General features: G+C 70.9%; 9 protein-coding genes and 1 pseudogene. All 10 read right to left on the minus strand.

Annotation, left to right across the window (positions count from 1 at the left end):
- Positions 1 to 5: 5 nt before the first annotated feature.
- On the minus strand, positions 6 to 1310 hold the full coding sequence (locus OOK07_RS15175; protein ID WP_266796942.1) for a glycoside hydrolase family 26 protein: 1305 nt from the start codon (positions 1308 to 1310) through the stop codon (positions 6 to 8).
- A 46-nt stretch (positions 1311 to 1356) separates the two neighbouring features.
- Positions 1357 to 1716 (minus strand): annotated as a pseudogene (locus OOK07_RS15180) (long-chain fatty acid--CoA ligase); the annotation flags it as partial.
- Positions 1717 to 1756: 40 nt separating this feature from the next.
- Entirely contained in the window at positions 1757 to 2272 is a 516-nt protein-coding gene (locus OOK07_RS15185; RefSeq protein ID WP_266796944.1) for a transposase domain-containing protein, read from the minus strand.
- Between the two features lie 175 nt (positions 2273 to 2447).
- Complete coding sequence (locus OOK07_RS15190; RefSeq protein ID WP_266796945.1) at positions 2448 to 4004, minus strand: vWA domain-containing protein; 1557 nt, start codon at positions 4002 to 4004, stop codon at positions 2448 to 2450.
- Positions 4005 to 4151: 147 nt separating this feature from the next.
- The gene (locus OOK07_RS15195) at positions 4152 to 5033 is read right to left on the minus strand and encodes an ABC transporter permease (RefSeq protein WP_266796946.1); all 882 of its coding nucleotides are present in this window, start codon (positions 5031 to 5033) and stop codon (positions 4152 to 4154) included.
- Entirely contained in the window at positions 5030 to 7882 is a 2853-nt protein-coding gene (locus tag OOK07_RS15200; protein WP_266796948.1) for an alpha/beta fold hydrolase, read from the minus strand. The genes OOK07_RS15195 and OOK07_RS15200 overlap by 4 nt, the downstream gene beginning before the upstream one ends.
- 227 nt (positions 7883 to 8109) lie before the next feature.
- Positions 8110 to 9510, minus strand: coding sequence for an APC family permease (locus OOK07_RS15205; RefSeq protein WP_266680551.1), 1401 nt, complete (start codon positions 9508 to 9510; stop codon positions 8110 to 8112).
- A 346-nt stretch (positions 9511 to 9856) separates the two neighbouring features.
- Positions 9857 to 11359, minus strand: coding sequence for a CoA-acylating methylmalonate-semialdehyde dehydrogenase (mmsA, locus tag OOK07_RS15210; RefSeq protein ID WP_266796950.1), 1503 nt, complete (start codon positions 11357 to 11359; stop codon positions 9857 to 9859).
- Positions 11360 to 11373: 14 nt separating this feature from the next.
- Positions 11374 to 13263: a 3D-(3,5/4)-trihydroxycyclohexane-1,2-dione acylhydrolase (decyclizing) gene (iolD, locus tag OOK07_RS15215; RefSeq protein WP_266796952.1), complete on the minus strand. Its 1890-nt coding sequence runs from the start codon at positions 13261 to 13263 to the stop codon at positions 11374 to 11376.
- Positions 13260 to 14087, minus strand: coding sequence for a 5-deoxy-glucuronate isomerase (gene iolB, locus OOK07_RS15220; protein WP_266680555.1), 828 nt, complete (start codon positions 14085 to 14087; stop codon positions 13260 to 13262). Before iolB ends, iolD begins: the two co-directional genes overlap by 4 nt.
- Positions 14088 to 14091: the final 4 nt, after the last annotated feature.

The following is a 14091-nucleotide window of genomic DNA, read 5'->3' on the forward strand; positions in this document are numbered from 1 at the left end:
TCCCCTCAGTGCGCGCAGCCGGCACGTCGGCCGTCCGCCGGTTGCGCCGCCCCGTTCGCCACGGCGGCCGGCGTGCATCCGGGCGGCTGGGCGGGCGTGGCCGGCGTCGCCGGTTGCCTCGGCGGCAGTGGCACGGGCGGTGGCACCGGTGTCGGCAGCGGCACGGCGGGCGGCGTGGGCGCGGCCGGGACCGGCATCGGGACCGGGACCGACGGTGCCGGCAGCGGCACGGAGGCGCTGGACAGCACCTCCCGGTACAGGGCCGAGGACCGCGGATTGGTGGCGCACTGCCACACGCCGTGCGGGCAGTAGTCGGTGATCGTGTTGTACAGCGGCTTGTGCTCCTCGATCCAGGCGAGCATGCGCAGCATGTACGTGGGGTTGTCGCCGTTGCGGAACAGACCCCATTCGGGATACGAGATCGGCTTGCCGTGAGCCTGCGCGAAGTCGACGTGGAACTGCAGCCCGTAGGGCTCTGACACCTCCTCGTCGAACGACATTCCGTGCGGCTGGTCGTAGGAGTCCATGCCGACGATGTCGACGACGTCGTCACCGGGATAGCACTCCGGCCACGGAATCGCGTCCGCGCCCCTGTTCGGGGCGAAGTCGAACTTGAACTTCTGGCCCGGGACCGAGCGCATGACGGTGACGATGCGCCTCCAGTACTCCTTCCAGTCCTCCGGATCAGGGGCGCAGCGGTGGGTGTACGTGGTGCCGTTCATCTCCCAGCCGAGTACGAGGACCGTGTCCGTCGCGCCCAGGTCGACCAGTCGCTGCGCCAGCACCCGGAAGTGCTCGTCGAACGCGCCGGCCGCGGCGTGCCGCAGGAGCCTTCTGACGGCCGTGTCGGAGAACTCCGCCTCGTTGTGTTCCATCAGCGGCACGTTGAGCACGAACATCCGGTCCTTCTCGGCCTGCCGCCACTGGGCCCAGCTGTCGAGGAAGCCGTTCCCGCCCTCGATGTTGCTCCACACGTCCCCCGGCAGATACGTGTGCCCGACGCGCAGTTCGGTGCCGTCCAGCCAGCCGCTGAACCTCTTCAGAAGCGCGAGACCCTCGGGTTCGGAGTCGAGGAAGGCACCGAACGCGCCCCGCTGTTCGTCCGCTCCCGCCGGGGGCCCGCCGTCCAGGGGCGGCGGGGTGGGGCCCGGTGCGGTGGGCACCACGAGCGGGGGGCGCGGCGGGTCCGGATGCCGTGCGTCGTCGACCGGAGAGGGGGTCGGCGCACAGGCGAGCAGGGCCGCCGAGAGCAGTCCCGCGGTCACGAGCACCAGTCGCGCGAGGGGGGAATGGCGGCGATGAGGGGCCATTCGTCCTCCTTCGCCACAGCTCCTCAAAGTGACATATAGTCATATATCACTTAAATCTATTATTCAGGACGTACGACTCGCCGCCGTACAGCGCCTCTACCTCCTTCGAGTACGCCGCCGTCACCGCATGCCGCTTGATTTTCAACGACGGAGTGAGCAGTCCGTTGTCCTCTGTGAACTCTTCTTCGACAAGAGTGAAGGCGCGGACCGTCTCGGCCCGGGAGACGGCATCGTTGGCGTGGTCCACGGCCCGCTGGACGTCGGCGCGCATCCGGGGGTCCCGTACGACCTCGGACACCGGGGTGCCGGCCGGCCGCCCGAGGGCCGTCAGCCAGTGGGCGACGGCCTCCGGTTCGAGGGCGATCAGGGCGGCGACGAAGGGGCGGTTGTCGCCGACGACGGGGCACTAGCCCCAAGGCCGTGAAGTTTGCGGCTGGGTTTCGTTGTCAAGGGCCTGCGGGCGCGAGGATTTCGATGCCGGTGGTGGCTATGTAGCTGGTGCGGTCGATGCGAGGGCCACGTGCCTGGTACTTGGAGATGGCGCGTTTGACGATGCGGGGGCTGACCCGCAGTCGCCGTGCGGGCAGCAGTGCGGCCACCAGCAGCCCGCGCCAGCGGGCCCCGGGGCCGTGCGTGGTCGGGGCCGGTCCGCGCAGCAGGTCGAACAGCCACCGCACCGGCTTGCTGCCGACACGACGGCGGGCCTGGGCCAGCGCGCTCGCCGAGGGCACAGCGAGCGGCAGGCCGGCCAGTGCGCCGGTGAGCTTGCGCCACACTCCGGGGTATCCCACCTCCGGGAACAGGCACGCGGCCAGGATCAGGTAGATCACGACCCGGGAGGGCAGGTCCCGCAGCCGCGACTGCACCGTCCTGGTCGCCATCAGCGCCTCGTCGACCATCTCGAAGGGCACAAGCTGGGTGAGCTCGCCGAGATGACCTGGCGCGAAGCGCCCTTCGGCCACCCGGACGGCACGGGTGATGGCAGACTGTCCGGACAGCGGAGCCTCCGGTCTTTGTGAACGGCTTGTCTTGGTCGACTGCCAGTTCTACCGGGGCTCCGCTCCTCACGTCCGGCGAATCCACAGCTCAAAGACCCCTGGACAACCCCACCGGACCCATAACTTCACGGCCTTGGGACTAGCCCTGGCCGCGGCCGGCCTGTTCGATCGCGTCGGCGAGCTGCCGTACGTCCTTGTCCTCGGTCTTCCGCGCCAACTCGTGGGCGCGGTCGCCGAGTTCTCCGAGGCCGGGGTCGCCGGGGAGGCTGCTCCAGCGGTGGTCGCCCTGGCGCAGGGAGTCTGCGAAGTAGGCGGCCACGGCCGTGACCTGGAAGCGAGGGCTCGCGTCCCACAGGGAGTCGTGGAGGGCTCCGGTCTCCAGTTCGCCCGACTGCTCGTGCGGGTCGCGGGTGCCGGGGTCGAGCCAGCGGACGGTTGCCGTGGCGAGGTGGCCGCCGGCGCCGGGCCTGGTGCGCACGGCGTACAGGGCGGTGACGGTGTGGCCGGGGCCGACCTCGCCGCCGTCGACGCGGTCGTTGCGGAAGTCGCCGTCGGCCACCCTGCGGTCGTCGTAGCCGACGAGGCGGAAGTCGGCGACCGTCCTGGGATCGAAGGCGACCTGGGCCTTGGCGTCACGGGCGGTCAGGTCGATGTTCTGCGGGAGCTGGTCGCAGAAGACCTTGCGGGCCTCGTCCTCCCGCGACACGTACACGGTGTGGCCGTCTCCCTTGTCGGCGAGGCGTTCCATGAGGGCGTCGCCGTAGTCGCTGCCGACACCCACACCGAAGAGGGTGACGCCGTACTCGCGGCGGGCCGTGGAGATGCGGTCGAGGATGGAGTCGGGGTCGGTGTCGCCGTCGTTGGCGAGGGCGTCCGAGATGAGGACGACACGGTTGGTGGCGTTCTCGCGGCGGCCCTCGACGGCGGTGGCGTAGCCGGTCTCGACGCCCGCGCCGAGGTTGGTGGAATAGGTCGGCTCCAGGCTGTCGATCGCGTCGTGGATCTTGCCCCGGTGGCTGCCGAGGCGGGTCATCGGCAGGACCGTCTCGGCCTTGTCGCTGAAGGTGACGATGGCGACCGAGTCGTCGTCGCGGAGCCGGTCCGTCATCGTGTCGAGGGACTGCTGGGCGAGGTCGAGACGGCCGGGCTCGGACATCGAGCCGGAGATGTCGATGACGAAGGTGAGGGCGGCGGGCGGGCGTGCGCCCATCTGGTGGGCGGGGCGGGTGGCCAGGCCGACGCGGACCAGCGACCAGTTCTTCCGGTCGGTACGGGCGCCGTCGACGGTGACCGTGAAGCCGTTGCCGTCGGGGCGTTCGTAGTCCTGGCGGAAGCTGTTGACGAACTCCTCGGGGCGGATGGTCGAAGGGTCGGGGCGCCGTCCCTCGGCGAGAGTGCGGCGGGCATAGCCGTACGAGGCCGTGTCCACGTCGAGAGCGAAGGTGGAGAGGTGGTCGGGGGACGGGCTCTCCAACGAGTCCTGGCCCTTGTTCTCCCCGGCCGTCGGGGCGGCCGGCGCCGGGAAGCCGGTCCTGTCCGAGCCGTCCGAGGTCTTGCTGCTGTGGTCGGAGCCGCCGCCCGCGCCGCAGGCCGTGAGCAGCAGGCCGCTCGCCGCCGTGAGTGCGACGAGGCCGGCGCGCAGCCGTCGTGTGCGGCGCCGCGATGTGCCCGGCCGTGTTGTTCGGTACCGCTCCATCTTCCGTGCCCCCTCGGTGCGTTGACGTCGACGTCTGTGACTGTGACGGCGCGGGAGGCCGGAACGTGCGGCACGGGGTGTTGCGGATGAGTCTCAAGACGGCCACGATCATGGCCGGTCGTGACCGGTGGGTGATCCTCCGTTGACCTAGGACACCACGTCCTTCCGGGCGAAACCGCGAAAGGCCAGGGCGAACAGCACGAGCGCGTACGTTATGGAAATCGCCGTGCCCTGGATCATGCCGGACCACTCGAGGTTCGGCTGGACGGCGTCCGCCCAGGCGAACTGCCAGTGCGCGGGCAGGAAGTCGCGCCAGTGACCGAGCGCGGTCACGGCGTCCAGGACATTGCCGACGATGGTGAGGCCGACCGCGCCGCCGACCGCGCCCAGGGGCGCGTCGGTCTTCGTCGACAGCCAGAACGCCAGGCCCGCGGTGACCAGTTGGGACACGAAGATGAACGCCACGACCACCAGCAGGCGCTGGGCCGCCGTCCCCGGGTCCAGCGACCCGCCGGTGGGGATCTGCAGCGGGCCCCAGCCGTACGCCGCCGTGCCGACGGCGAGCGCCACCACCGGCAGCAGGATCATCGCTGCCAGGCTCAGCCCCAGCCCGACGACGAGCTTGGACCACAGCAGGCGCGCCCGCGGCACGGGGGCGGCCAGCAGATAGCGCAGGGAGGACCAGCCGGCCTCCGAGGCGACCGTGTCCCCGCAGAACAGGGCGACCGGGATGACCAGCAGGAAGCCCGCGGAGACGAAGAGGTTGACGGCGGCGAAGTTCGCCCCGGAGGCGGTGGCCGTGTCCATCAACGTCACCGTGTTGTTGCGGCCGTCCGGAGTGCCGCCGATCGCGAACGCGATGAGCAGCACGAACGGCAGCGCGGCGAGGATTGAGCCCATGACCAGTGTGCGGCGCCGCTTCAACTGCCGGGCCAGCTCCACCCGCAGGGGCAACGTCCGGCCGGGCCGGTAACCGGAGGCGGTTTGGACGGACTCGGTGTGCTGGGTGTGCTCGGCCGGCGTGCTCATGCGGAACCTCCGATCAGGGTGAGGAAGGCGTCTTCGAGACGGCGGTGCGGGCCGAGCGAGGCGACCGGGACTTCCAGGCGCACCAGCTCTACGAGCAGGTGGGCCGCGGAGACCGTGCGGGCGGCGGGAGCCGGATCCACCTCGGCCGGTGGCCGCAAGAGGAGTGCCGCCCCGTGCGGTTGTTCGTCCGCGGCGGTGTGGTCGTGGCTGGTCGCGCCCCGCGGCGGAGCCGCTGAGGTGTGCAGCCCCGCGCCCCTTCGGGGCGTTGCCGGACCGTCGCCGGCTTCCTCGGCCTCGGTCAGGTGAGGCCTCTCGTCGGGCGCCAGCCGCACCAGGAGGCCACCGTCCGTGCGCACCGCCGACTCCACTCCCGGCAGTGCCGCCACCTTGTCGACGAGTGGGTCCGGGATGTCGGTCGCCAGGCCCACGAGCAACGTGTCGCCCGAGCCGATGATGTCGGCCACCCGGCCCGCCTGGACGAGGCGGCCGCGGTCCATGACGACCAGGTGGGTGCAGGACTGCTCGACCTCTGCCAGGAGGTGGCTGGAGACGATCACCGTGCGGCCGGCCGCCGCGTACCGGATCAGCACCTCGCGCATCTCGCGGATCTGCGGCGGGTCGAGGCCGTTGGTCGGTTCGTCGAGGATGAGCAGGTCCGGGAGGCCGAGCATGGCCTGGGCGATGGCGAGGCGCTGGCGCATGCCCTGGGAGTAGGTGCGGACGGCCCGGGCGAGCGCGTCGCCGAGGCCCGCGATCTCCAGGGCCTCCTCCAGGTGCGCGTCCTCGGGCGGGCGGCCCGTCGCCTGCCAGTACAGCTCCAGGTTCTCGCGGCCCGAGAGGTGCGGGAGGAAACCCGCGCCCTCCACGAACGCGCCGACCCGGGACAGCACCGGGGCGCCGGGGCGGATGGCGTGCCCGAAGACGCGGATCTCGCCGTCGTCCGGCTTGATCAGGCCCATCAGCATGCGCAGGGTGGTGGTCTTGCCCGCGCCGTTCGGTCCGAGGAGGCCCAGGACCTGGCCCTTGGCCACGCGGAAGGACAGGTCCCGTACCGCGTAACGGTCCGTCGACCTCGCGTACCGCTTGCTCAAGTCCGTGATCTGAAGGGGGACTTCGGCGAGCGCCGGGTCCGGTGGCACCGCGGCCGTGCGGCGGCGGCCGCTCAGCAGCAGGGCCAGGGCGATCACGGCTCCGGCCAGCGGGAGCCACCACACCCAGGACGGCAGCGGGGCGGCGGCGGTGGTCACGCCGGGTGCCGTCGGCACCTTCAGGTCGCCCTTGAGGGAGACGGTGTACGTCGCCGGGGTGGCCGGGGAGGCGTAGCCCAGGTCGGTGGAGGCGAGGACCAGGCGCAGGCGGTGACCCTGCTCGACCTCGTGGTCGACGGCCGGCAGCGTGATCGTCACGTCCCTGCCCGCCTTCGCGCCCTCGACGCGGACGGGGGCCACCAGCTGCGAGGGCAGCACGGGCGTCCCGCCGCCGGGAGAGACGTCGTACACCTTCCCGAACAGCACGGCGTCGTCGCTGGTGGACTTGACGTGGACGGTGACCGTCGGTGAACCGGTGATCCGCACATGGCCGGACATCGGCGCCGACTCGAACTGCGCGTACTGGCCGGGGAAGTCCAGCGACACCCCGACGCCGAGCGAGGACAGCTGGGCGAGCCCGCCGGAGCCGCCGAGGCCGGGCAGGGCGGAGACGGCGGGCGGGGTGGCGCCGGCCGGGTTGTCGAAGTCCTGCCGCGTGCCCCTCAGCGGCACGAAGCGCTGCCCGCTCTCCAGGCCCGGGTAGGTGTCGTCGCTCGCTCCCCGCAGCAGGGCCGAACCGGTCGTGGAATCGACTCCTCCGGCGCGGCTGACACGGAAGGCCGGGCCCGTGTCCGTGGCCTTCTCGTCCTTGAGGTAGCGGTCGAACCAGGTACGCACCCGTGTCTGGACACGGCTCGTCTCCATGTCGCCGCCGTCGTGACCCCCGGCGATCCAGTCGACGTCCACGGGGGCTCCGTTCGCCCGGATGGCCTTCGCCGCCGCGTCCGCCTGGCCGAGCGGGAAGAGGGAGTCCGTCTGGCCCTGCAGCAGGAGCGTGGGCACCTTGATGCGGTCGGCGACGGCGGACGGGGAGCGGGCGGTCAGCAGCTCACGCGCCTGTGCGTCCGGCCTGCCCGACTCCGCGACCCGCTGGTACATCCGGCACAGCTCGGGCTGGAACGCGTCGCATCCGCCGCCGGAGTTGACGAAGATGCCGGCCCACAGCTTCTTGAAGACGCCGTTCGGGAACAGGGCGTCCGCCAGGTTCCAGTACGTGATCGCCGGGGCGATGGCGTCCACGCGGTGGTCGTATCCCGCCGCGAGCAGCGAGATCGCGCCGCCGTACGAGGCGCCGGCGACGCCCACGCGCGGGTCGCCGGGCTTGTCGAGCTGGACCTGGGGCTGCTTGGCCAGCCAGTCGATCAGCCGGGAGACGTCGGCGACCTCGCCCTTCGGGTCGTTCAGTCCGATCTTGCCGGTGGACCTGCCGAATCCGCGCGCCGACCAGGTCAGGACCGCGTAGCCGTCTCCTGCAAGGTCCTGCGCCTGCTGCCGTACGTCGTCCTTGTTCCCGCCGAAGCCGTGGGCCAGGAGGACAGCGGGGCGGCGTGCGCCGCTGGGGCCGGAGGTGAAGAACGAGGTGTCGATACGGACGCCGTCCACGGCCATGACCCTGTCGGTCCGGTGCACCGCGGGTGCGTCGTCGGAGGCGACGGCCGTCCATGTCCCGGCACCGGCGAGCACGACGACGGCGGCCCCGGCGGCCAGCAGGCGCCGGGGCCGCCGAAGCGGCCCTCGCAGGCGGGGCATTCGAAGATCCATGCCTCAACGGTACGGGGGTCTCTGACAGTTGGAGCAGCCTCGGGGGTGAGGGGGCCGCCCTCCCGCGGGAGTACCGGGCGATCAGCATGTACCGCGGTTGCTGTACGGCTACGGGCGCGGTCCGTCCTGTGATTCGCCGGGTGCGGGTTCGTTGTGGCTTGTCGCGCCCACGCGGCGGAGCCGCAATCGATACAGCCCCGCGACCCCGGGACACCCCCGCGGGGCGATCAGGGCTGGGCGTCCTCCGGGATCGACACCAGCCACCGCGTGTCCCTGCGCGGGCGGAGGTAGAAGGCCCAGTACAAGGTGGCCACTGCCGTGATGCCGCCCGTCCACAGCAGGTAGCTCGTCTCCTGCAGGCTGAGGATGTACGCCAGTACGGCGATCAGCAGGACCGGCATCGCGGGCCACAGGGGCATGCGCCAGGCCGGGGTGTGCTGGTGGGTGCCACGGCGGGAGAAGAGGGCGGCCACTGCGACCAGGAGGTACATGCCGGTCACCGAGACGCCCGTGACGCCGTACAGGGTGTCGAGGTTCACGAAGCAGAGCACTGCGCCGGGGACGCCGACCGCGAGGGTGGCGACCCAGGGGGAACCGAAGCGGCCGAGCTTGGCGAAGACGTTGTTGACCGGCTCGGGCCAGGCCTTGTCGCGCGCCGAGGCGAACAGGACGCGGGAGTTCTGGATGACCATCACGATGCCGGCGTTGATGATCGCGAGGGCCACGCAGAGGCTGACGAACGTGCCGACCGCCGAGTTGGACCAGGCGGTGACCATGGAGCTGATGTCGCCGCCGGAAAGCTCCGAGAGGTCGGAGGCGCCCAGGGTGATGGCGACGACCGGGACCAGGATGATCACGGTGGAGATGGCGAGGGTGGCCAGGACGGTGCGGGCGACGTTGCGGCGCGGGTGCTCCAGCTCCTCGGAGAGGTAGACGGCGGTCGAGAAGCCCTGGGTGACGAAGAGGGCGATCGCCAGGCCGGAGACGACCAGCATCGCCGTCACCGTGTCCGTGTGGCCGTGGGCGCCGCCCACCTGCATGGACACCAGGCTGCCCGCGCCCCGCTCGCTGTGCGCGAAGCCCAGGACGGCGACCACGGCCGCGGCGATGACCTCCAGGACCAGGAAGATGCCGGTGATCCAGGCGTTGGCGCGCAGGTCGAGCAGGCCGGCCAGGGTGGCGAGCAGCATCACGCCGGCGCCGGCGATCGACGGGTCGAGATGCACGACCGGTGCCAGGTAGTCCGCCGTGCCCATCGCGATCACCGGCGGCACGATCATCACGACCAGGAGCGAGAGGACGAAGACGAGCCAGCCCGCGAGCCGTCCGGCCAGCGTCGAGACCATCGCGTACTCGCCGCCCGCGCTGGGGATGAGGGTGCCCAGCTCCGAGTAGCAGAACGCCACGGCGATACAGAGCAGCGAGCCGATGGCGATCGTCAGGGCGGTGGCGGTGCCGAGCGAGCCGAACAGGTCAGGGACGACCACGAACAGCGTGGAGGCGGGGGTCACGCAGGAGAGCGTGAGGAGGGTTCCGCCGACGACCCCGATGGAGCGCTTGAGGTGCGTGGGGCCGGTGTCCGTCGCCTCGGGGGCGGCGGTGTCGAGAGGGCGGAGCGTGTCGGTCATGCGGCGGTTCCGATCGACTCGTGCGGATGCCTCCGGCGGCTGGCGCGGTGCTGCATGGAACCCCGACGAAAACCATCACGTCAATGGGTAGTTGGCTACGAAATCCGTAGATCAAGAGCCCTTGGACACTTGAATACGGCGTTCTGGTCAGGTTCTTCCGTGCCTTTGAGTCGTACGGGAATCGCAGGGAGGGCGTCGAAAAAACGTGCGGACTTCCAGCATGCGGACCTCTCGGGGAAGCTGAGCCGGAGCTGAGCCCGGACATGGCGGTGCCCCGCCCCCGGAGAGTTCCTCGGGAGGGCGGGGCACCGTACGGCCTCGTGGGTTGCGGCTCGGGGGCTGCGCCTCAGTGGTTGCGCGGGAAGCCGAGGTCGACGCCGGAAGGGGCGTCGGCCGGGTCGGGCCAGCGGGTGGTGACGACCTTGCCGCGGGTGTAGAAGTGCGTGCCGTCGTTGCCGTAGATGTGGTGGTCGCCGAAGAGGCTGTCCTTCCAGCCGCCGAAGGAGTGGTAGCCGACGGGGACCGGGATCGGGACGTTCACGCCGACCATGCCGGCCTCGATCTCCATCTGGAAGCGGCGGGCGGCGCCGCCGTCCCGGGTGAAGATCGCGGTGCCGTTGCCGAACGGCGAGCTGTTGATCAGCGCCACGCCCTCGTCGTAGGTGTCCACGCGCAGCACGCACAGCACCGGGCCGAAGATCTCGTCCTGGTAGGCCTTCGCGGACGTGGGCACCTTGTCGAGCAGCGAGATGCCGATCCAGTGGCCGTCCTCGAAGCCCTCGACCGTGTAGCCGGTGCCGTCGAGCACCACCTCGGCGCCCTCGGCCGCCGCGCCGGAGACGTACGACGCCACCTTGTCGCGGTGCACCCTGGTGATGAGCGGGCCCATCTCGGAGGTGGGGTCGTTGCCGGGACCGATCTTGATCTTCTCGGCGCGCTCGCGGATCTTCTCCACCAGTTCGTCGCCGATGGAGCCGACCGCGACGACCGCGGAGATGGCCATGCAACGCTCGCCCGCGGAGCCGTAGGCGGCCGAGACGGCGGCGTCGGCGGCCGCGTCCAGGTCGGCGTCGGGCAGGACCAGCATGTGGTTCTTGGCGCCGCCCAGGGCCTGGACGCGCTTGTGGTTGGCGGCGGCGGTGGTGTGGATGTAGCGGGCGATCGGGGTCGAGCCGACGAAGGAGACGGCCTTGACGTCCGGGTGCTCCAGCAGACGGTCGACGGCCACCTTGTCGCCGTGCACCACGTTGAAGACGCCGTCGGGCAGACCGGCCTCGGCCAGCAGCTCGGCGATCTTGATCGCCGCCGACGGGTCCTTCTCGGACGGCTTCAGGACGAAGGTGTTGCCGGTCGCGATGGCCATCGGGAACATCCACATCGGGACCATCGCCGGGAAGTTGAACGGCGTGATGCCCGCGACGACACCCAGCGGCTGGCGGATGGAGGAGACGTCGACGCGGCTGGCGACCTGCGTGGACAGCTCGCCCTTGAGCTGCACGTTGATGCCGCAGGCGAGGTCGACGATCTCCAGACCGCGGGCCACCTCACCGAGCGCGTCGGAGTGCACCTTGCCGTGCTCGGCGGTGATCAGCTCGGCGATCGCGTCCCGGTTGGCGTCCAGCAAAGCCCGGAACCGGAACAGGATCTCCGTGCGCTTGGCCAGCGAGGACTGGCCCCAGGTGGCGTACGCGTCCTTGGCGGCCGCCACCGCGGCGTCGACCTCGTCGACCGACGCGAAGGCGACGTTCGTGGTGACCGCGCCGGTCGCAGGGTCGGTGACCGGCCCGTACGTACCCGACGCGCCTTCGACGGTCTTGCCGCCGATCCAGTGGTTGACGATCTTCGTCATGCCCAGATACTCCTTCACAGATGGCGGCGTCGGGTGGAGACGTGCCGTTCGTACAGCTCTCGGGCCTTCACCGCCGACGGTCGGGTCGCGGTCTCGGCCACAGGTACATCCCACCAGGCCTGTGCAGGCGGCGGGCCCGACACAGTGTCGGCCGTTTCGGTCTCGACGTAGACACATGTGGGCGTGTCGGCGGCGCGGGCCTCGGCGAGCGCCTCCCGGAGATCCGCCACGGTCTTCGCCCGCAGCACGCGCATGCCCAGGCTGGCGACGTTCGCGGCGAGATCCACGGGCAGCGGCGCCCCTGTGTAGGAACCGTCGGCAGGGGAACGGTGGCGGTACGCCGTGCCGAACCGCTCGCCGCCCACCGACTCGGACAGTCCGCCGATGGACGCGTACCCGTGGTTCTGCACGAGCAGCACCTTGATCGCGATGCCCTCCTGTACGGCGGTCACGATCTCCGTCGGCATCATCAGGTACGTGCCGTCGCCGACCAGCGCCCACACGGGCCGGTCAGGGGCGGCCAGCTTCACGCCGATGGAGGCCGGGATCTCGTAGCCCATGCAGGAGTAGCCGTACTCCAGGTGGTACTGGTCCCGCGACCGCGCCCGCCACAGTTTGTGCAGGTCGCCGGGGAGGGAGCCGGCCGCGTTGATGATCACGTCCGTCTCGTCGACGATCGCGTCCAGCGCACCGAGCACCTGCGGCTGCGTCGGCCGTACGTCCGGCTCGTCGGCCTCGTAGCAGGCGTCGACGCGCTGCTCCCAGCGCTCCTTGTCCTCGGTGTACTCGGTGACGTAGGGGGACACGACCCGGTACGCGTGCGTGTCCAGGGCCGCCGTCAGTTCCTGCAGGCCGCTGCGGGCGTCCGCGATCAGCGGCTGACCGGCGAGCTTGTGGCCGTCGAAGGGCGCGATGTTGAGGTTGAGGAAGCGCACGCCCTCGCCGGTGAAGAGGGTGCCGGAGGCGGTGGTGAAGTCGGTGTATCGGGTGCCGACGCCGATCACCAGGTCGGCGGTGCGGGCGAGTTCGTTCGCGGTCGCCGTGCCGGTGTGGCCGATCCCGCCGACGTCCTGCGGGTGGTCGTGACGCAGGGAGCCCTTGCCGGCCTGGGTGGAGGCGACCGGTATGCCGGTGGTCCCCGCGAACTCGGCGAGAGCCTCCTCGGCGCGGCTGTGGTGGACGCCACCGCCCGCGACGACGAGCGGCCTGCGCGCGGCCCTGATCACCCGTACGGCCTCGGCGAGTTCGGCCGGATCGGCACCCGGACGCCGTACGGCCCAGGTGCGCTCGGCGAAGAACTCGTCCGGCCAGTCGTACGCCTCGGCCTGGACGTCCTGCGGGAGCGCGAGCGTCACGGCGCCGGTCTCGACGGGGTCGGTGAGCACGCGTACGGCGTTGAGGGCGGACGGGATCAGGGCTTCCGGGCGCGTGATCCGGTCGAAGCACTTCGACACCGGGCGCAGGCTGTCGTTGACCGACACATCGCCGGCGTACGGGACTTCGAGCTGCTGGAGGACCGGGTCGGCGGGGCGGGCGGCGAAGACGTCGCCGGGCAGGAGCAGGACGGGGAGGTGGTTGACGGTGGCGAGGGCGGCGCCCGTGACGAGGTTGGTGGCGCCGGGGCCGATGGAGGTCGTCACCGCGTGCGTGGACAGGCGGTTCGACTGGCGGGCGTAGCCGACCGCCGCGTGCACCATGGCCTGTTCGTTGCGGCCCTGGTGGTAGGGCATGTCGGCGGAGTACTCGACGAGCGCCTGACCGATTCCCGCCACGTTGCCGTGGCCGAAGATGCCCCAGGTCGCGCCGATCAGCCGCTGCCGCACGCCGTCGCGCTCGGTGTACTGGGCCGACAGGAAGCGGACGAGTGCCTGCGCGACCGTGAGCCTCGTCGTTGAGGACGTCATCGGTAACCCTCCGTATGGTGCGGATGGAAGCAGATCCGCCACTCCCGCGTCTCGCCCGGCCCCGCCATGACATTGAGGTAGTACATGTCGTGACCGGGCTGGGCGATGGACGGGCCGTGCCATCCGTCGGGGACGAGGACGGCGTCGCCGGAGCGGACCTCGGCGAGGACGTCGGATCCGCCCTCACGGGAGGGAGATACGCGCTGATAGCCGAAACCGTTCGGGCCGTCGATCTCGAAGTAGTAGATCTCCTCCAGCTCCGCTTCCACGCCGGGCCGGTGCTCGTCGTGCTTGTGCGGCGGGTACGAGGACCAGTTGCCGCCGGGGGTGATCACCTCGACGGCGATGAGCCGGTCGCAGTCGAAGGCTTGGGCCGAGGCGAAGTTGCGGACATGCCGCAACTGGGCGCCGCTGCCACGCACTTCGACGGGGACCTCCGGCGCGGGGCCGTAGCGGGCGGGGAGTCGTCGCTCGCACTTCGCTCCTGCCAGGGCGAAGCGGCCTCCCGCGCCGGAGGCGATCTGGACCCGGGCGTCCAGGGGTACGTACGCGAAGTCGGAGACCGACGCGAACACGCTTTCCCTGCCCAGGAGTTGGAACTCTTGGTCCGTCTTGTCGTCGGCTGTCCGCACGGTACATGCGCCCTGCAGCGGAAGCACGATCCACTCGCTGTCACCGGTGGTGAAGGTGTGTGTGCCACCCGGCTCCAGCTCCACGATCCGCAGACTGCTGTACTCCCAGCCGGCCCTTTTGGGGTCGACGTCCAGCACATAGTTGCCGTTCGCGGTGGTGCCGCGCTCGACGTGCAGCTCGCCCACGGTCATCAGG

This window comes from Streptomyces sp. NBC_00078, from assembly GCF_026343335.1.
Classification (GTDB): Bacteria; Actinomycetota; Actinomycetes; order Streptomycetales; family Streptomycetaceae; genus Streptomyces.